Below are 18304 nucleotides of genomic sequence, written 5' to 3' on the forward strand. Positions count from 1 at the left end.
TCGTGCGGCGATGCACCATAGGGGTAAATGCTAAGTTGTCGTGGTGCTTAAGCCTCTTTAAGATTCACCTTAGTTCTGATGCACCGCGAAACGAATTTGCAGGTGGAGAACGAGGAGACAATCGAGGCACAAAGTGCCCGGACCCCAAAGCGCTGTTGGACGGAATCCAACAGCGCTTTTTCATTTCCGTGCACGGATTCCATCGATGGTGCATCGGCCCGCGTGACAGCCATCTTCCGCGTTTGCATTCGCACCGCGTCTTTTCCGCGCTTCGCCGCGTCCCCCCGTTTTTCCCTTTCCGCGATCGTTAACACACGATGCGCAATCCTGCACAGGCGCTTCGGGCTTACCCGGTTGGCGTGCGCGAAAGGCGTCCGTTACACTCGGCTTTCGCCGACCGTGCGGTCGGGAAAATCGGTCGGCAGTTCTCCTACACGCACAATGCAGAAGAGGGAGTACGGTTGGATGAGCAGCGCAGCGCGGTGGATCGGGGCAGGAGAGGCGGCGGGCGCCGCTCGTTCGTCATCGGGTGCGCGATGGGTCGTCGCGGCATTCCCGAGCCGTCCTGCGGCCTGTATGCGCGCCCCGGCGCCAGCGCGGGTCGTTGTGCTCGCATCCGTATCCGCATCGTCATGAGCCGCCGGTTTTCCGACGGTTCATCGCGTGCGTACCGGGCCGCATCGGGCCGGTACGGCGGCCGTTTCCGCCATCGTTGCGCACGCACCGATTTTCCGCGCGATCCCGCCTTTATTCGCTTTCTTCATCCTGACGACATTGCTGCTGCGCATCGTGATGGCCGAATGACCGTTTCGGCCGGCATGCGGCCCATGGGGGCGGCGTCACGGGAAAACGAGCATGGGCGCGGATGGACTGGATAATTAAGATATTAACTTGTTTATGGGGACCGGGAGCCGCCCGAGCGACCCGTGGTTTTTTCGAGCAGCGTTTGGAGACAACGTAAATGAAGATGAATCGATGGATGGAGGCCATGCTTGCCGCGGGCCTCGTGTGTGCGGCGGCCACGGCGTCGGCGCAGGTCAAGATCGGCGTGACGCTGTCGGCTACGGGCCCGGCTGCCTCGCTCGGGATTCCGGAAAAGAACACGATCGCGCTGCTGCCGAAGGAAATCGCGGGCAAGAGCGTGCAGTACATCGTGCTCGACGACGCCTCCGACACGAGCCGCGCGGTGCAGAACGTGCGCAAGCTGATCGACGAGGACCACGTCGACGCGATCATCGGCTCCTCCGTCACGCCGAACTCGCTTGCGATGCTCGATCCCGTGTCGCAGGGCAAGACGCCGGCGATTTCGCTCGCGGCGAGCGCGCAGATCATCGCGCCGATGGACGCGAAGCGCGCGTGGATGTTCAAGGTGCCGCAGAACGATCAGCTGATGGCCGACGCGATCGCCGGCTACATGGCGAAGCACGGCGTGAAGACGGTCGGTTTCATTGGCTTCGCCGATGCCTATGGCGACAGCTGGTACAAGACGTTCGACGCGGCGGCCGCGAAGAACGGGCTGAAGCTGGTGTCGAACGAGCGCTACAACCGGACCGATGCATCGGTGATGGGGCAGGTGCTGAAGCTGCTGGGCTCGAACCCGGATGCGGTGCTGATCGCGGGCTCGGGCACGCCGGCGGCGCTGCCGGCCAAGACGCTGAAGGAGCGCGGCTACAAGGGTAAGGTGTATCAGACGCACGGCGTCGCGAACAACGATTTCCTGCGCGTGTGCGGCAAGGATTGCGAAGGCGAGATCCTGCCGGCCGGCCCCGTGCTCGTGACCGACCAATTGCCCGATTCGAATCCGGTGAAGAAGCCGGCGCTCGGCTACAAGGCCGCGTACGAGAAGGCCTACGGCGCGGGTTCACTGTCGACGTTCGGCGGCCATGCGTGGGATGCGGGCTTGCTGCTGCAGCGGGCGATCCCGGAAGCGCTGAAGAAGGGCCAGCCGGGCACCGAGGCGTTCCGCGAAGCGCTGCGCGCGTCGCTCGAAAGCGTGAAGGATCTGCCCGTCTCGCACGGCGTGATCAACATGACGGCGACCGATCACAACGGCTTCGACACGCGTGCGCGCGTGATGGTGCAGATCGTCGACGGCAAGTGGAAGTTGCAGGCCGAGTAAGCATCACGTGAAACCGGCACACGCGGCGCGAACGGCGCCGCGCGTGCCGTCGGCGGGGTGGCGCGCCTGAGACGGCCGCACCCGTGCCGCCTGGAACCGCCGGGGCTCGCCGCATGGCGCGCGAGGTGCCGATCGCTTCGCGCGCGCCCCGAGCGTTTTCGCCTTTCGTTTCTCCGCAGCATTCTCTCGATACACGAAACGTATGGATCTCTCGATTGCGGCGATCCTCGCGCAAGACGGCATCACGACCGGCGCCATTTATGCATTGTTGTCGCTGGCGCTCGTGCTGGTGTTTTCCGTCACGCGGGTGATCTTCATTCCCCAGGGCGAATTCGTCGCCTACGGTGCGCTGACGCTGGCCGCGTTGCAGGCGCAGAAATTCCCCGCCACCTGCTGGCTGCTGTTCGTGATGGGCATTGCGTGCTTCCTGCTGGAAGTCGGCGGCCTGATCCGCCATCGCGAACGTCGTCACCCGCTCGGCCGCACGCTCGCGACGCTGGCGAGCCGCTACGTGCTGCTGCCGCTCGCGGTGTTCGCGCTCACGCGCAGCTTTGCCGCGCAGCCGTTGCCGATGCTCGCGCAGATCGCGCTGACGCTCGCGATCGTCGTGCCGATGGGGCCGTTCGTCTACCGGCTCGTGTACCAGCCGATCGCCGAAGGTACGACGCTGCTGCTGCTGATCGTGTCGGTCGCCGTCCATTTCGCGATGGTCGGCCTCGGCCTCGTGATGTTCGGTGCGGAGGGCTCGCGCACCGCCGGATTTTCGGACGCGTCGCTCGCGATCGGCAGCATGACGGTATCGGTGCAGAGCATCCTGGTCGTCGTCACGGCGCTCGTGCTGATCGGCGCGCTCTACGTGTACTTCGGCCGCACGATCGCCGGCAAGGCGCTGCGCGCGACGTCGGTGAACCGGCTCGGTGCGCGGCTCGTCGGCATCGGCACGACCGAAGCCGGGCGGCTCGCGTTCACGTTCGCGGCAGGGCTCGGTGTGCTGTCGGGGATCCTCGTCGGCCCGCTGACGACGATCTACTACGACTCGGGCTTCCTGATCGGCTTGAAGGGCTTCGTCGGCGCGATCATCGGCGGGCTCGTCAGCTACCCGCTCGCGGCCGCCGGCTCGCTGCTCGTCGGCGTGCTCGAATCGTATTCGTCGTTCTGGGCGAGCGCATACAAGGAGGTGATCGTGTTCACGCTGATCATTCCGGTGCTGCTGTGGCGGAGCTTCGTGACGCCGCATGCGGAAGAGGAAGAGGAGTGACGCGATGAAGACGATGGTACGCAACAAGACCTTCTGGCTGTTTCTCGTCGTGCTGTTCGCGCTGCCGGTGTTGCCCGGTGCGCTACAGGTGCCCGAGTACTGGATCACGCTGCTGAACTACATCGGCCTGTATGCGATCGTCGCGATCGGGCTCGTGCTGCTGACGGGCGTCGGCGGGATGACGAGCTTCGGGCAGGCCGCGTTCGTCGGCATCGGCGCGTATGCGACCGCGTTCCTGACGACGCGGTACGGCGTGTCGCCGTGGCTCGCACTGATCGTCGGCGTCGTGCTGACGGCGCTCGTCGCGCTCATGCTCGGCGCCGTGACGATGCGGCTGTCCGGGCACTTCCTGCCGCTCGGCACGATCGCGTGGGGCCTCGCGCTGTTCTATCTGTTCGGCAACCTCGAACTGCTCGGCAAGTACGACGGGATCAACGGGATTCCGGCGCTGAACCTGTTCGGCATCCGGCTCGACAGCGGCCGCAGCCTGTATTTCCTCATCTGGGCCGTGGTGCTGGCCGCGATCGTGTCGGTGCAGAACCTGCTCAACAGCCGACCCGGCCGCGCGATCCGCGCGCTGCGCGGCGGCGGCGTGATGGCCGAGGCGATGGGCGTGAACACCGCGTGGATGCGCGTGGTGATCTTCGTCTACGCAGCCGTGCTCGCGGCGGTATCGGGCTTCCTGTACGCGCACCTGCAGCGCGCGGTGAACCCGACGCCGTTCGGGCTGAACCACGGGATCGAATTCCTGTTCATGGCGGTGGTGGGCGGCGTGTCGCACGTATGGGGCGCGGTGCTGGGCGCGGCGATCCTCACCGTGCTGCAGGACTACCTGCAGACGCTGCTGCCAAAGCTGCTCGGTTCGGAAGGCAACTTCGAGATCATCGTGTTCGGCGTGCTGATGGTGCTGCTGCTGCAGTACGCGCGCCAGGGCGTATGGCCGTTCGTCGCGAGACTGTTCCCGCGCGGGCCGCGTGCGCATGTGCCGGAGCAGGCCGACCCGCTGCCGCAGCGCGCGAAGCCCGTGCCCGGCGAGCCGCTGCTCGTCGTCGACGGCGCGCGCAAGCAGTTCGGCGGGCTCGTGGCCGTCAACGACGTCAGCTTCGACGTGAAAGCGGGGCAGATCGTCGGGCTGATCGGCCCGAACGGCGCGGGCAAATCGACCACGTTCAATCTCGTGACCGGCGTGCTGAAGCCGACCGGCGGTGCGATCACGTTTCGCGGCGAGCGCATCGACGGGCTGACGTCGCGTCAGGTGGTCCGCCGCGGCATCGGTCGCACGTTCCAGCACGTGAAGCTGTTGCCGGCGATGACGGTGCTCGAGAACGTCGCGATCGGCGCCCATCTGCGCGGTCATACGGGCGTGTGGCGCAGCATCGCGCGGCTCAATGCGCACGAGGAAGCGCAGTTGCTGGCCGAAGCCGCACGCCAGATCCGCCGCGTCGGGCTCGAGAAGCACATGTACGACGAAGCGGGCAGCCTTGCGCTCGGTCAGCAGCGGATTCTCGAAATCGCACGGGCGCTGTGCTGCGATCCGACGTTGCTGCTGCTCGACGAGCCGGCGGCCGGCCTGCGTTACCAGGAGAAGCAGCAACTCGCCGACCTGCTGCGGCGGCTGAAGGCCGAAGGCATGAGCGTGTTGCTCGTGGAACATGACATGGATTTCGTGATGAACCTCACCGACCGGCTGGTGGTGATGGAGTTCGGTACGCGGATCGCGGAAGGGCTGCCGCAGGATGTGCAGCAGGATCCGGCCGTGCTCGAAGCGTACCTGGGCGGGGTGGAGTGATGACGGACACGACGATGCCGATTCTCGAAGTACGCGGCCTGGCGGTGCGGTACGGGAAGGTGGAGGCGCTGCATGGTGCCGCCATCAAGGTCGGAGCGGGGCAGATCGTCAGCGTGATCGGTCCGAACGGGGCCGGTAAATCGACACTGCTGAACGCGATCATGGGCGCGCTGCCGATAACGGGGCACGCGTCGGGCGCGGTCGTGTATCGCGGCAGCGATGTCGGTGCGCTGCCGGTCGAGCAGCGCGTCGCGCGCGGGATGTGTCTCGTACCGGAGAAGCGCGAGCTGTTCGGCACGATGACGGTCGAGGACAACCTCATATTGGGCGCATATCGGCGCAAGCAGGCAGGGGAAGCGAACTTCCTCGACCAGCTCGATCACGTGTTCGCGCTGTTTCCGCGGCTGAAGGAGCGCCGCAGGCAGGCGGCCGGTACGCTGTCGGGCGGCGAGCGGCAAATGTTGGCGGTCGGACGTGCGCTGATGGGCAAGCCCGACCTGCTGATGCTCGACGAGCCGAGCCTTGGGCTGGCGCCGCTGATCGTGAAGGAGATCTTTCATATCATCAGCGCGTTGCGCGGTACCGGCGTGGCGACGCTGCTGATCGAGCAGAATGCACGGGCGGCGCTGCAGATTTCCGACTACGGCTACGTGCTGGAGACGGGCGAGTTTGCACTGGAAGGGCCTGCGGCCGAGCTCGCCCAGAATCCGCGTGTGATCGAGACATATCTCGGATTGGCGAAAAAGACGGCTTAGTTGTCGAGGGGTGGGGGAACGAGCGGCGTGTTTCACGTGAAACACGCCGTTTTTGTTTTGCGAGATCGCGAGGTTTCGATGCATCGCTGGTTCGGAACCGGAGGATAAGTCGAGCAGGAATAGTCGGAAGCTCTGTGCAGATGCCGCGCAGGCTTGTTCCACAGGTCGACGATGCGTTGCGCTTCAGGGGACAAGTCACCGGACGACCTTCAGAAATGCTGTGTAGAAGAGGACACAGGACGTCGCGACCGATGGATTGCGCTTGGCACAGACATCGGTGAGGTCAGAGGTTCCGCGCATGCTGGCGTGGCGATTAACCGGCTTGGCACAGGCAAGATGACGTGCGTTTAACCGGTTGTGAGCACCGCTGAAGCCGGCCCGGCACACCAAATTCGCCTTCCCACAGCAAAAAATCGCCGAAATGCACAGGCCCTACCATTCGGACGGCCTTCGAGTGAAAAGCGAACCCGCTATAATTCGGCCCATACATTTCTCAGATAGGTTCGTGCGCTGCTCTGCGTACGGAATCCACCATGCTTTTTCCCACAGAATTTGACGTCATCGTCGTCGGTGGCGGTCATGCCGGCACGGAAGCCGCGCTGGCGTCCGCCCGTATGGGCGCAAAGACACTGCTGCTGACCCACAACATCGAAACGCTCGGGCAGATGAGCTGCAATCCGTCGATCGGCGGCATTGGCAAGGGCCATCTGGTCAAGGAAGTCGACGCGTTGGGCGGCGCAATGGCCGCCGCGACGGACGAAAGCGGTATTCAGTTCCGGATCCTCAATTCGTCGAAGGGCCCGGCCGTGCGCGCGACACGTGCGCAGGCCGATCGTATCCTGTACAAGGCCGCGATCCGCCATCGGCTCGAAAATCAGCCGAACCTGTGGCTGTTCCAGCAGGCCGTCGACGACCTGATGGTCGAAGGCGACCGCGTGGTGGGCGCCGTCACGCAGATCGGCATCCGCTTCCGCGCTCGCGCAGTCGTGCTGACGGCTGGTACGTTCCTCGACGGCAAGATCCACGTTGGCCTGAACAACTACACGGGCGGCCGCGCGGGCGATCCGGCGGCCGTGTCGCTGTCGTCGCGCCTGAAGGAGCTGAAGCTGCCGCAGGGCCGGCTGAAGACCGGTACGCCGCCGCGTATCGACGGTCGCACGATCGACTTCTCGAAGCTCGACGAGCAGCCGGGCGACCTCGATCCGATCCCCGTATTCTCGTTCCTGGGCCGCGCGGAGCAGCATCCGCAACAGCTGCCGTGCTGGGTGACGCATACGAACGAGCGCACGCACGACATCATTCGCGGCGGTCTCGATCGTTCGCCTATGTATACGGGCGTGATCGAAGGGGTCGGGCCGCGCTATTGCCCGTCGATCGAGGACAAGATCCACCGGTTCGCGTCGAAGGAATCGCACCAGATCTTCCTGGAGCCGGAAGGGCTGACGACCAACGAGTTCTATCCGAACGGGATCTCGACCAGCCTGCCGTTCGACGTCCAGCTCGAGCTCGTGCATTCGATGCGCGGCCTCGAGAACGCGCATATCCTGCGCCCCGGTTACGCAATCGAATACGACTATTTCGACCCGCGCGCGCTGAAGGCGTCGCTCGAGACGAAGGCGATCAACGGGCTGTTCTTTGCGGGCCAGATCAACGGTACGACCGGCTACGAGGAAGCGGCTGCGCAGGGTCTGCTGGCCGGCCTCAATGCGGGCCGCTACGTGCAGGAAAAGGACGCGTGGTGCCCGCGCCGCGATCAAGCCTATCTGGGTGTGCTGGTCGACGATCTCGTCACGCGTGGCGTGGCCGAGCCGTACCGGATGTTCACGAGCCGGGCCGAGTATCGTCTGAGCCTGCGCGAAGACAACGCCGACATGCGCCTGACCGAGATCGGCCGCGAGCTTGGACTGGTCGACGACGCACGCTGGGACGCCTTCAGCCGGAAGCGTGACGCTGTTTCACGTGAAACCGAACGCCTGAAATCGACGTGGGTGACGCCGAAGACGCTGCCTGCGGAAGAGGCGACCGCGCTCCTCGGCAAGGCGATCGATCACGAATACAGCCTCGCCGAGCTACTGCGCCGGCCGGGCGTGAGTTACGACGGTGTGTGCGGGCTGAAGGGCGGCGAGTGCAGCCCTGTGGAGCCGTTGACCGACGATCCGGTGCTGCTCGAGCAGATCAAGGAGCAGGTCGAGATCGGCATCAAGTATCAGGGCTATATCGAGCGGCAGGCATCCGAGATCGAGCGCAACGACGCGAATGAGAACACGCGCCTGCCGGACGGTATCGATTACCGCGACGTTCGCGGCCTGTCGTTCGAGGTGAGCCAGAAGCTCAACGAGTTCCGGCCGGAAACGATCGGGCAGGCGTCGCGCATTTCCGGCGTCACGCCGGCGGCAATCTCGCTGCTGATGGTGCATCTGAAGCGTCGCGGCCTGGGCCGCCGTAACGGCACGGTCGCGAAAGCCGCGGAGCAGGGGGACGGCAGCGTCCCGACGCAACAATGACGGCGCGTCGCGCGCCGGCGGTGAATCGGGACATACTGGAACAGATGCTCGTCGAAGGTACGGCAGCACTCGACCTCACGCTGACGGATACACAACGCAACCAGCTGCTCGACTATGTCGCGCTGCTCGGCAAGTGGAACGCGGTCTACAACCTGACCGCGATCCGCGACCCGAAGCAGATGCTGATTCAGCACATCCTCGATTCGCTTTCCATCGTCCCGCATCTGCGCGGTCGTACGTCGGCACGCGTGCTCGACGTCGGCTCGGGCGGCGGGCTGCCCGGTATCGTGCTGGCGATCGTCGAGCCGGGCTGGCAGGTCACGCTGAACGATATCGTGCAGAAGAAGTCTGCGTTCCAGACGCAGATGCGCGCGGAGCTGAAGCTCGCGAACCTGTCGGTCGTCACCGGGCGGGTCGAGTCGTTGCAGCCGGGTGTCGAAGTGCCGGAAAAATTCGACATGATCGTATCCCGCGCCTTCGCGGACCTGTCCGACTTCGTTAAACTTGCTCGACATCTGGTCGCGCCGGGCGGGGCGATCTGGGCGATGAAGGGCGTTCATCCGGATGACGAGATTGCGCGGTTGCCGGAAGGCAGCCGCGTGAAGCAGACGATCCGGCTGGCGGTGCCGATGCTCGATGCGGAGCGGCATCTGTTCGAAGTGGCCGTCGACGACGCGAATTGAAGGCGCGCGGTAGCGCGCCGTTTGTTTGAAGGTAAAGGGAACACACCAACGATGGCAAAGATCTTCTGCGTTGCGAACCAGAAGGGGGGCGTCGGCAAGACGACGACATCGGTCAATCTCGCCGCAAGCCTTGCAGCGCAGGAGCAACGAGTCCTGTTGATCGATCTCGACCCGCAGGGCAACGCGACGATGGGCAGCGGGATCGACAAGGCCGCCTGCGAAGCGACCGTGTACGAAGTGCTGGTCGACGGCGTGTCGGTGGCCGATGCGCGTGTGCGTCCGGAAGGCGTCACTTACGACGTGCTTCCCGCGAACCGCGAGCTGTCCGGTGCCGAGATCGAATTGATCAGCATCGACAACCGCGAGCGCCGCCTGAAGGCCGCGCTCGAGCGCGTGGCCGACGACTACGATTTCGTGCTGATCGATTGCCCGCCGACGCTGTCGCTGCTGACGCTGAACGGGCTGTGCGCGGCGCATGGCGTCGTGATCCCGATGCAGTGCGAGTACTTCGCACTGGAAGGGCTGTCGGACCTCGTCAACACGATCAAGCAGGTTCACGCGAACATGAACCGCGACCTGAAGATCATCGGCCTGCTGCGCGTGATGTTCGATCCGCGCATCACACTGCAGCAGCAAGTCTCCGATCAACTGAAGGCGCACTTTGGCGACAAGGTGTTCGACGCGGTGATTCCGCGCAACGTGCGCCTGGCCGAAGCGCCGAGCTACGGGTTGCCGGGCGTCGTGTTCGACCGCAGTTCGCGCGGCGCGCAGGCGTATATCCAGTTCGGTGCCGAGATGATCGAGCGCGTGCGCGCGTTCGAGGTGTCGTGATCCGGACATGAGCGAAGCGAGGAAGAAAGACATGAACGCGGTACCAAAGAAGAAGGGCTTGGGACGTGGCCTCGAAGCGCTGCTCGGCGGCAGTGCCGATATCACCGAAGCGGTGAAGATCGAAGGGGCGCCGAACACGCTCGCGCTCGGCAAGCTGCAAGCCGGCAAGTACCAGCCGCGCACGCGGATGGACGAGGGCAGCCTGCAGGAGCTCGCGGCAAGCATTCGCGCGCAGGGCGTGATGCAGCCGATCCTGGTACGGCCCATTTCATCAGACAAATACGAGATCATCGCGGGCGAGCGGCGTTTCCGTGCCGCGCGTCTGGCCGGCCTCGATGAAGTGCCGGTGCTCGTGAAGGACGTATCCGATCAGGCTGCCGCCGCGATGGCGCTGATCGAGAACATCCAGCGCGAGGATCTGAATCCGCTCGAAGAGGCGCATGGTATCCAGCGCCTGCTCGACGAGTTCGGTTTCACGCACGAGCAGGCCGCCGAATCGGTCGGCCGTTCGCGCAGCGCGGTGTCGAACCTGCTGCGCCTGCTGAACCTCGCGTCGCCGGTGCAGACGATGCTGCTGGCCGGCGATCTCGACATGGGGCACGCACGCGCGCTGCTCGCCGTCGATGCGGCCACGCAGATCACGCTCGCGCATCAGGTGGTCAACAAGCGCATGTCGGTGCGCGAGACCGAGAAGCTCGTCGCGCACACGACGAAGGAAGCGCCGGCCGTGAAGGCGCGTGCGAAGGACGATGGCGGCCGCGATACGCGTCGCCTCGAAGAGGAGTTGTCCGACCTGCTCGCATCGACGGTGAAGATCAAGCTCGGCCGCCGCGGGCGAGGGCAGGTGCTGATCGACTTCGGCAACCTCGACGCGCTCGAGGGCATTCTCGCGCGACTGCGCGGCAACGTCGCGACCGAAGAGTAACGGGCAATCCATGGAACAGATGGGCACACCGGCGCCGCGCCGGTGGCTCGGCTGGCTTGCGCAGGAACCGGTACTGTCGGTGCTCGCGCTTGGCCTGATCGTGCTGCAATGGGTGCGTCCGCAACCATTTTGGGTGCTCGCCGATCGCGTCGACTGGCAGACGGTCGCGACGCTCGCTGGCCTGCTGATGCTGACCAAGGCGCTCGAGCTGTCCGGCTGCCTGATGTGGCTCGCACATCGCATCGTGCATCACGTGCACTCCGAGCGCGGGCTCGCGATGCTGCTCGTCGGCTTCGCCGCGGTGTTGTCGATGTGGCTCACCAACGACGTCGCGCTGTTCGTCGTCGTGCCGTTGATGGTGTCGCTGCGCGCGCTGACACCGCTGCCGTTCCGGCGGCTCGTGATCGTCGTCGCGCTGGCTGTCAACGCGGGGTCCGTTGCGACACCGCTCGGCAATCCGCAGAATCTTTTCCTGTGGCAATTGAGCGGCGTGTCGTTCGGCCGCTTCGTGGTCACGCTCGGGCCGCTCGCCGTCGCGACGATGGCGCTGCTGCTCGTGCTGACCGCACTGATGTTTCGCGCGAAGCCGCTCGACCTGTCCGGCGATGCTGCCGCCTTCCCCGTACAACGCATGCACGCGCTGATCGCGGCGGTGCTGTTCGCCGCGTTCGTGCTGCTTGCCGATGCGCATCATCCGCTGCCGGGCCTCGTCGGCGTCGCGATCGTGCTGCTGGCCGTCAAACGCGATGCAGTCCTGAAGATCGACTGGCTGCTGCTGCTGATCTTTGTGTTGATGTTCGTCGTATTGCGCAGTGCGGCTGCGCTGCCCGTCGTGCACGACGCGATTGCGCACGCGCAGCTCGATTCGCCGCTGCGCGTCTATGTCGCCGGCGCCGTGCTGTCACAGGCGATCAGCAACGTGCCGGCCGCGATCCTGCTGTCGGAATTCACGCACGACTGGCGCGCGCTTGCATTCGGCGTATCGGTCGGTGGCTTCGGCTTCGCGATCGGCTCGCTCGCGAATCTGATCGCGGTGCGTCTCGCGAAGGAGCCACGCATGTGGCTGCCGTTCCACCTCGTTTCGATTCCGTTCGCGCTGGTGAGCGCGGCGCTCGGCGCATGGCTGCTCATGCACGGTTGAGCGAGGCCGGTGTGTGCGGCACAGGCGTATCGTTCGGGCAGTGGCGGGGCGCACAGCGTTCGAGGTGATCGACGGCTGTTGATAAGTGCTGCAACCTACAATCGAACCTCTGTGGCGGCGCGACAACTGATTGGATGAATCGATGTGCGAACATCCGGTCGAATTTCGCGCGTCGCGTGCGGCGGTTCGGTCACGATGTCGTGCTCCTTCCGCAGCGTCGCACCGAGTCGTTCCCGGCGGCTGCATTGCAGCGCATTCGCGGCGGCGATCGCGCCGCTTCCTCCCGGCCTGCGTCGGGCATCGCTTCCCGTCATTTCCGCCGTCGCCGGACTTTTTCGCGCAAGAAATACCGGTGCAAAAAATCGACCTTACAACTGTCATCGTACGTCGTCGAATCGGGTGTTTTTTCACATCATGAGGCGTCGTTTTATGCAGGTTTTTGTCGCGTCTAAAGCCTTGAATCACTTGCAACTATCGCTTACAATCGCCCGGATTTGTTAGCTAGGCACCCCTGAAAGCTTTCAGAAAGCTTGGGGTCGGGTTCAAGGATTCTGCGGAAGATTGCGATGGCGGGTCAGGCGCCGGACGACAGGCACGATGATCAGCGCACGCAACGCACCGCTTCGGCGGCCGGCGAGCGGCGTGAATCCGACGATGACTGGGATGTCGAGCAACAAGATAACAACATCGTTCCGCTGACGCGGGCCGAGGCCGAAAGGCTGTTCGGCCCGAACGTGAGCAAGCCCTCGCGCGTGACCCCATACAAGGTGGTGTTCGCGCAAGTGGTCCTGTCCCTGGTTGCAACGCTGGCGTGGTGGCTGTTTTCGAAGTCGCCGGGCGCCGCTGCGCAATCCGCGTTTCTGGGCGGAGCGATCGGCTGGGTGCCAAGTGCGGTATTCGTGGCGCGACTGAAGGCCGGTGGCTCGGCCACCGTGATGAGCTGGGTGATGGGCGAAGCCCTGAAGCTAGCCCTGACGATCGGGATGTTCACCGCAGTGGCGTTCGGCTGGGCCGGCGTGCACTGGGTGCCGTTCCTCGTCACGTACCTCGTCGTGCTGAAGACGTACTGGATCGCGCTGGCCTGGCGGTAAGGAACAAGCAGCGTGCGGTTTCGACAACGAACCGCACCAGCTCGTTCCCGCAATAGCGTGTTGCGGAACGGGCAAAACGATTTTCGACAATTTGGGTGGCATTAACGATATGGCAGCTAGCGAAGGCACGCGCGGTCCGGATCCGTCCGAGTACATTGCGCACCACTTGCAGAATTTCTCCACCTCGCATCAGACGTCGATTTTCGACATCCACGTCTGGAATCTCGACACGCTGTTCTGGTCGATCGTTTGCGGCATCGTGACGATCATCCTGCTGCGTCTGGCCGCCCGCAAGGCGACGTCGGGCGTGCCGGGCCGTTTCCAATGCGCGATCGAGATGCTCGTCGAAATGGTCGAAGACCAGTCGAAGGCCATCGTCCACGGCAATCGTACCTTCATTGCGCCGCTCGCCCTCACGGTGTTCGTGTGGGTCGCGCTGATGAACTCCCTCGACTTCCTCCCGGTCGACCTGCCGGGCCGCGTGATCGGCCTGCTCGGTCTGTCGGACGTGATTTCCCACCATCGCATCGTCCCGACGGCCGACCTGAACGGCACGCTCGGCATCGCGCTCGGCGTGTTCGTCCTGATGATCTACTACAGCATCAAGATCAAGGGCGCGGGCGGCTTTGCGCATGAGCTGCTGTCGGCCCCGTTCGGCGGCCACCCGCTGCTGTGGATCCCGAACCTCGCGCTCAACATCGTCGAATACGTTGCAAAGACCGTTTCGCTCGGCATGCGGCTGTTCGGCAACATGTACGCGGGTGAGCTGTTGTTCCTGTTGATCGCCCTGCTCGGCAGCATGTGGAGCTTCGGTGGCGACGCAACGTTCCTCGGCTTCGTTGGTCATGTGATCGCGGGTAGCGTCTGGGCAATCTTCCACATTCTGATTGTTCTGTTGCAGGCATTCATTTTCATGATGCTGACGCTGGTGTATCTCGGCCAGGCGCACGACAAGCACTAAGCGCGGCGTGCAAGAAAGAGTCTTCGTTTTAGTTTTTTAAATCTCAGTTCCAAGTCTTTTCACAAAGGAGTGATCATGCAAGCTTACATCGCCAACATCCAGGGTCTGACCGCCATCGGTATCGGCATCATCATCGGCCTGGGTGCAATCGGCGCCTGTATCGGTATCGCGCTGATGGGTGGCAAGTACATCGAAGCCTGCGCACGTCAGCCGGAACTCATCAACCCGCTGCAAACGAAGATGTTCCTGCTGGCTGGTCTGATCGACGCTGCATTCCTGATCGGCGTTGGTGTCGCAATGCTGTTCGCGTTCGCGAACCCGCTCCTGTCGAAGCTCGCAGGCTAAGGTTCCTCGGAAATATGCGTCCGGCGAGAGCCGGCGCAGGGCGGAACGGAGACTTGGGGCGCTGATCGAATGCAACTCGATGAGCGCCTTACCGTTTCATTTTTCCGGAATAGCAGATAAGGAAACACCGTGAATCTCAACGCAACTCTGTTTGCGCAAATGGTCGTGTTCCTGGTCCTCGCGTGGTTCACGATGAAATTCGTGTGGCCGCCGTTGATCAACGCCCTCGACGAACGTTCGAAGAAGATCGCCGACGGCCTCGCCGCCGCCGAGAAGGGCAAGGCGGAACTCGACGCAGCGCACAAGCGCGTGGACCAGGAACTCGCGCAGGCCCGCAACGACGGCCAGCAGCGCATCGCCGACGCCGAAAAGCGTGCACAGGCGGTCGCCGAGGAAATCAAGGCCAACGCCCAGGCTGAAGCCGCCCGCATCGTCGCCCAGGCGAAGGCGGAAGCAGAACAGCAAATCGTGAAGGCGCGCGAAGCGCTGCGTGGCGAAGTCGCCGCGCTGGCCGTGAAGGGCGCCGAGCAGATCCTGAAGCGCGAAGTCGATCAAACGGCCCACGCCCAACTGCTGAATCAACTGAAAGCCGAGCTCTGATCATGGCCGAACTTGCAACCATCGCCCGCCCTTACGCAGAAGCGCTGTTCCGCGTGGCCGAGGGCGGTGACATCGCCGCCTGGTCCACGCTCGTGCAAGAGCTGGCCCAGGTTGCGCGTCTGCCGGAAGTGCTGTCGGTCGCGTCGAGCCCGAAGGTGACGCGCACGCAAGTAGCCGAGTTGCTGCTTGCTGCCGTGAAGTCGCCGCTCGCGGCCGGCGCCGAAGCGAAGAACTTCGTGCAGATGCTGGTCGACAATCATCGCATCGCGCTGCTGCCGGAAATCGCCGAGCAGTTCGAGGCGCTCAAGAACGAACGTGAAGGCGCAGCCGACGCCGAGATCGTGAGCGCGTTCCCGCTGAACGGCGCGGATCTCGACAGTCTCGTCTCGGGCCTCGAACGCAAGTTCAAGCGCAAGCTGAAACCGACGGTCGAAGTCGATTCGTCGCTGATCGGCGGCGTGCGCGTGACGGTCGGCGACGAAGTGCTCGACACCTCGGTTCGCGCGCGCCTCGCATCGATGCAGGCTGCCTTGACCGCCTGAGCGCCACGCCGGCACGCAACAGAATTGACTATCAGGAGCGAATAATGCAACTCAATCCCTCTGAGATCAGCGAGCTGATCAAGAGCCGGATCCAGGGCCTTGAAGCGAGCGCAGACGTTCGCAACCAGGGCACCGTGATCTCCGTGACCGACGGTATCGTGCGTATCCACGGCCTGTCGGACGTGATGCAGGGCGAAATGCTCGAGTTTCCGGGCAACACGTTCGGTCTCGCGCTGAACCTCGAGCGCGACTCGGTCGGCGCGGTGATTCTCGGCGAATACGAACACATCTCGGAAGGCGACGTCGTCAAGACGACGGGCCGCATTCTCGAAGTCCCGGTTGGCCCGGAACTCGTCGGCCGCGTGGTCGACGCGCTCGGCAACCCGATCGACGGCAAGGGCCCGGTCAACGCGAAGCTGACCGACGCGATCGAAAAGATCGCCCCGGGCGTGATCTGGCGCAAGTCGGTGTCGCAGCCGGTGCAGACGGGCATCAAGTCGATCGACGCGATGGTGCCGATCGGCCGTGGCCAGCGTGAGCTGATCATCGGCGACCGTCAGTGCGGCAAGACCGCGGTGGCGCTCGACGCGATCATCAACCAGAAGGGCAAGGACCTGATCTGTATCTACGTCGCGATCGGCCAGAAGGCTTCGTCGATCATGAACGTGGTGCGCAAGCTCGAAGAAACGGGCGCGCTGGAATACACGATCGTCGTCGCCGCTTCGGCATCGGATTCCGCCGCGATGCAGTACCTGGCGCCGTACGCCGGCTGCACGATGGGCGAGTACTTCCGCGACCGCGGCCAAGACGCGCTGATCATCTATGACGACTTGACCAAGCAGGCTTGGGCATACCGTCAGATCTCGCTGCTGCTGCGCCGCCCGCCGGGCCGCGAAGCGTACCCGGGCGACGTGTTCTATCTGCACTCGCGTCTGCTCGAGCGTGCGGCTCGCGTGTCGGAAGAGTACGTCGAGAAGTTCACGAACGGCGAAGTGAAGGGCAAGAGCGGCTCGCTGACGGCACTGCCGGTCATCGAAACGCAGGCTGGCGACGTGACCGCGTTCGTTCCGACGAACGTGATCTCGATTACCGACGGCCAGATCTTCCTGGAAACCGACCTGTTCAACGCAGGCATCCGCCCGGCAATCAACGCCGGCGTGTCGGTGTCGCGCGTCGGTGGCGCCGCTCAGACGAAGGTCGTGAAGAAGCTGTCGGGCGGTATCCGTACCGACCTCGCGCAGTACCGTGAACTGGCCGCATTCGCGCAGTTCGCATCGGATCTCGACGAAGCGACCCGCAAACAGCTCGAGCGCGGCCGCCGCGTGACGGAACTGCTGAAGCAGCCGCAGTACCAGCCGCTGCAGGTGTGGGAACTGGCCGTGTCGCTGTACGCCGCGAACAACGGCTACCTCGACGATCTCGACGTCAAGCAAGTGCTGCCGTTCGAGAAGGGCCTGCGCGACAACCTGAAGACCAGCCACGCTGACCTCATCAAGCGCATCGAAGACACCAAGGATCTCTCGAAGGACGACGAAGGCGCGCTGCGCGCGGCGATCGAATCCTTCAAGAAGTCCGGTGCCTATTGATCCGCGAGTGACACACCGAGGCCGCGCGGGTGCCGATGCGCCCGCGCCGCTTCGGTGAGCGATGCATGAGCCCCGAGTAAAGCGCTGAAGCGCTCACTCGGGGCGCAAAGGAGCAAGCTATGGCTGGAATGAAGGAAATTCGCGGCAAGATCAAGAGCGTGCAGAACACGCGCAAGATCACGAAGGCGATGGAGATGGTGGCTGCATCGAAGATGCGTCGCGCGCAGGAACGCATGCGCGCCGCTCGTCCGTATGCAGACAAGGTCCGTGCCATCGCCGCGCACATGAGCCGTGCGAACCCGGAGTACCGCCACCCGTTCATGGTGGCGAACGACGGCGCGCAGACGGCCGGCATCATCCTCGTCACGACGGACAAGGGGCTGTGCGGCGGTCTGAACACCAACGTGCTGCGTGCGACGGTGCAGAAGTTCAAGGAGCTGGAAGAGAAGGGCCAGAAGGTCGAAGCCACCGCGATCGGCGGCAAGGGCCTCGGGTTCCTGAACCGCTTCGGCGCGAAGGTGATGTCGCAGGTCGTGCACCTCGGCGACACCCCGCACCTGGACAAGCTGATCGGCGCCGTGAAGACGCAGCTCGATCTGTACTCGGAAGGCAAGCTGTCGGCGGTTTATATCGCTTACACGCGCTTCGTCAACACGATGAAGCAGGAAGCCGTGATCGAGCAGCTGCTGCCGCTGTCGTCGGAACACTTCGAAGCCGATGACGGTACGCCGGCGACGTCGTGGGACTACATCTACGAGCCGGACGCGCAGGCAGTGGTCGACGAACTGCTCGTGCGTTACGTCGAGGCGCTGGTGTACCAGGCCGTCGCGGAAAACATGGCGTCCGAGCAATCGGCGCGCATGGTCGCGATGAAGGCCGCGTCCGACAACGCGAAGACGGTGATCAGCGAACTGCAGCTCGTATACAACAAGAGCCGTCAGGCCGCGATCACGAAAGAACTGTCGGAGATCGTCGGCGGCGCAGCCGCTGTTTAAGCGCGCGCCCGGGACGACAACTGCGCCTTTGCGCGAGTAAAGAATCAGGTATTTAAAGGAAAAGCGATGAGTACTGCTGCTTTGGTAGAAGGCAAGATCGTACAGTGCATCGGCGCCGTTATCGACGTGGAATTCCCGCGCGACAGCATGCCGAAGATCTACGACGCGCTCATTCTCGA

17 protein-coding genes are annotated in these 18304 nt (G+C 64.0%); all 17 read left to right on the forward strand.

What is annotated here, in order from left to right:
- Positions 1 to 317: 317 nt before the first annotated feature.
- The 17 genes from WS89_RS33680 (at position 318) to atpG (ending at position 18125) form a co-directional block, all read left to right on the forward strand.
- Complete coding sequence (locus tag WS89_RS33680) at positions 318 to 878, forward strand: hypothetical protein (protein ID WP_156440525.1); 561 nt, start codon at positions 318 to 320, stop codon at positions 876 to 878.
- 83 nt (positions 879 to 961) lie between these two features.
- Positions 962 to 2119, forward strand: a complete 1158-nt coding sequence (locus WS89_RS08465) for an ABC transporter substrate-binding protein (RefSeq protein ID WP_034209654.1) — start codon at positions 962 to 964, stop codon at positions 2117 to 2119.
- Between the two features lie 202 nt (positions 2120 to 2321).
- A complete protein-coding gene (locus WS89_RS08470) occupies positions 2322 to 3377 on the forward strand; it encodes a branched-chain amino acid ABC transporter permease (protein ID WP_059790463.1) in 1056 nt (351 codons plus the stop codon).
- A 4-nt stretch (positions 3378 to 3381) separates the two neighbouring features.
- On the forward strand, positions 3382 to 5166 hold the full coding sequence (locus WS89_RS08475) for a branched-chain amino acid ABC transporter ATP-binding protein/permease (protein ID WP_059790465.1): 1785 nt from the start codon (positions 3382 to 3384) through the stop codon (positions 5164 to 5166).
- Entirely contained in the window at positions 5166 to 5921 is a 756-nt protein-coding gene (locus WS89_RS08480) for an ABC transporter ATP-binding protein (protein ID WP_059790478.1), read from the forward strand. The genes WS89_RS08475 and WS89_RS08480 overlap by 1 nt, the downstream gene beginning before the upstream one ends.
- A gap of 533 nt (positions 5922 to 6454) precedes the next feature.
- Entirely contained in the window at positions 6455 to 8425 is a 1971-nt protein-coding gene (gene mnmG / locus WS89_RS08485; protein ID WP_059790467.1) for a tRNA uridine-5-carboxymethylaminomethyl(34) synthesis enzyme MnmG, read from the forward strand.
- A complete protein-coding gene (rsmG, locus tag WS89_RS08490) occupies positions 8422 to 9108 on the forward strand; it encodes a 16S rRNA (guanine(527)-N(7))-methyltransferase RsmG (protein WP_059790469.1) in 687 nt (228 codons plus the stop codon). The genes mnmG and rsmG overlap by 4 nt, the downstream gene beginning before the upstream one ends.
- 51 nt (positions 9109 to 9159) lie before the next feature.
- Positions 9160 to 9939 (forward strand): ParA family protein, encoded by a 780-nt coding sequence (locus WS89_RS08495; RefSeq protein WP_011546804.1) that lies wholly within the window; start codon positions 9160 to 9162, stop codon positions 9937 to 9939.
- A 31-nt stretch (positions 9940 to 9970) separates the two neighbouring features.
- Positions 9971 to 10864, forward strand: a complete 894-nt coding sequence (locus tag WS89_RS08500; RefSeq protein WP_006482728.1) for a ParB/RepB/Spo0J family partition protein — start codon at positions 9971 to 9973, stop codon at positions 10862 to 10864.
- A gap of 10 nt (positions 10865 to 10874) precedes the next feature.
- Positions 10875 to 12005 carry an SLC13 family permease gene (locus tag WS89_RS08505; protein ID WP_059503162.1) on the forward strand — a complete coding sequence of 377 codons (1131 nt, stop codon included), beginning with the start codon at positions 10875 to 10877 and terminating at the stop codon, positions 12003 to 12005.
- Positions 12006 to 12571: 566 nt separating this feature from the next.
- The gene (locus WS89_RS08510) at positions 12572 to 13096 is read left to right on the forward strand and encodes an ATP synthase subunit I (RefSeq protein WP_050015828.1); all 525 of its coding nucleotides are present in this window, start codon (positions 12572 to 12574) and stop codon (positions 13094 to 13096) included.
- A 109-nt stretch (positions 13097 to 13205) separates the two neighbouring features.
- A complete protein-coding gene (atpB, locus tag WS89_RS08515) occupies positions 13206 to 14057 on the forward strand; it encodes a F0F1 ATP synthase subunit A (RefSeq protein ID WP_034209647.1) in 852 nt (283 codons plus the stop codon).
- 75 nt (positions 14058 to 14132) lie between these two features.
- Positions 14133 to 14402: a F0F1 ATP synthase subunit C gene (gene atpE, locus WS89_RS08520; RefSeq protein ID WP_006482730.1), complete on the forward strand. Its 270-nt coding sequence runs from the start codon at positions 14133 to 14135 to the stop codon at positions 14400 to 14402.
- A gap of 129 nt (positions 14403 to 14531) precedes the next feature.
- Entirely contained in the window at positions 14532 to 15002 is a 471-nt protein-coding gene (locus tag WS89_RS08525; RefSeq protein WP_006477283.1) for a F0F1 ATP synthase subunit B, read from the forward strand.
- Between the two features lie 2 nt (positions 15003 to 15004).
- Positions 15005 to 15544, forward strand: coding sequence for a F0F1 ATP synthase subunit delta (locus WS89_RS08530; protein ID WP_034188172.1), 540 nt, complete (start codon positions 15005 to 15007; stop codon positions 15542 to 15544).
- Between the two features lie 44 nt (positions 15545 to 15588).
- The gene (gene atpA / locus WS89_RS08535) at positions 15589 to 17130 is read left to right on the forward strand and encodes a F0F1 ATP synthase subunit alpha (protein ID WP_059503166.1); all 1542 of its coding nucleotides are present in this window, start codon (positions 15589 to 15591) and stop codon (positions 17128 to 17130) included.
- A gap of 119 nt (positions 17131 to 17249) precedes the next feature.
- Positions 17250 to 18125 (forward strand): F0F1 ATP synthase subunit gamma, encoded by an 876-nt coding sequence (gene atpG, locus WS89_RS08540; RefSeq protein ID WP_034209645.1) that lies wholly within the window; start codon positions 17250 to 17252, stop codon positions 18123 to 18125.
- Positions 18126 to 18304: the final 179 nt, after the last annotated feature.

It is taken from the genome of Burkholderia sp. MSMB1072 (genome assembly GCF_001524725.1).
Taxonomy (GTDB): domain Bacteria; phylum Pseudomonadota; class Gammaproteobacteria; order Burkholderiales; family Burkholderiaceae; genus Burkholderia.

What these genes read in the sequence shown, in the direction of transcription:
- WS89_RS33680 (WP_156440525.1), top strand. Translation starts at nt 318, where the DNA reads ATGCGCAATCCTGCACAGGCGCTTCGGGCTTACCCGGTTGGCGTGCGC.
- WS89_RS08465 (WP_034209654.1), top strand. Translation starts at nt 962, where the DNA reads ATGAAGATGAATCGATGGATGGAGGCCATGCTTGCCGCGGGCCTCGTG.
- WS89_RS08470 (WP_059790463.1), top strand. Translation starts at nt 2,322, where the DNA reads ATGGATCTCTCGATTGCGGCGATCCTCGCGCAAGACGGCATCACGACC.
- WS89_RS08475 (WP_059790465.1), top strand. Translation starts at nt 3,382, where the DNA reads ATGAAGACGATGGTACGCAACAAGACCTTCTGGCTGTTTCTCGTCGTG.
- WS89_RS08480 (WP_059790478.1), top strand. Translation starts at nt 5,166, where the DNA reads ATGACGGACACGACGATGCCGATTCTCGAAGTACGCGGCCTGGCGGTG.
- mnmG (WP_059790467.1), top strand. Translation starts at nt 6,455, where the DNA reads ATGCTTTTTCCCACAGAATTTGACGTCATCGTCGTCGGTGGCGGTCAT.
- rsmG (WP_059790469.1), top strand. Translation starts at nt 8,422, where the DNA reads ATGACGGCGCGTCGCGCGCCGGCGGTGAATCGGGACATACTGGAACAG.
- WS89_RS08495 (WP_011546804.1), top strand. Translation starts at nt 9,160, where the DNA reads ATGGCAAAGATCTTCTGCGTTGCGAACCAGAAGGGGGGCGTCGGCAAG.
- WS89_RS08500 (WP_006482728.1), top strand. Translation starts at nt 9,971, where the DNA reads ATGAACGCGGTACCAAAGAAGAAGGGCTTGGGACGTGGCCTCGAAGCG.
- WS89_RS08505 (WP_059503162.1), top strand. Translation starts at nt 10,875, where the DNA reads ATGGAACAGATGGGCACACCGGCGCCGCGCCGGTGGCTCGGCTGGCTT.
- WS89_RS08510 (WP_050015828.1), top strand. Translation starts at nt 12,572, where the DNA reads ATGGCGGGTCAGGCGCCGGACGACAGGCACGATGATCAGCGCACGCAA.
- atpB (WP_034209647.1), top strand. Translation starts at nt 13,206, where the DNA reads ATGGCAGCTAGCGAAGGCACGCGCGGTCCGGATCCGTCCGAGTACATT.
- atpE (WP_006482730.1), top strand. Translation starts at nt 14,133, where the DNA reads ATGCAAGCTTACATCGCCAACATCCAGGGTCTGACCGCCATCGGTATC.
- WS89_RS08530 (WP_034188172.1), top strand. Translation starts at nt 15,005, where the DNA reads ATGGCCGAACTTGCAACCATCGCCCGCCCTTACGCAGAAGCGCTGTTC.
- atpA (WP_059503166.1), top strand. Translation starts at nt 15,589, where the DNA reads ATGCAACTCAATCCCTCTGAGATCAGCGAGCTGATCAAGAGCCGGATC.
- atpG (WP_034209645.1), top strand. Translation starts at nt 17,250, where the DNA reads ATGGCTGGAATGAAGGAAATTCGCGGCAAGATCAAGAGCGTGCAGAAC.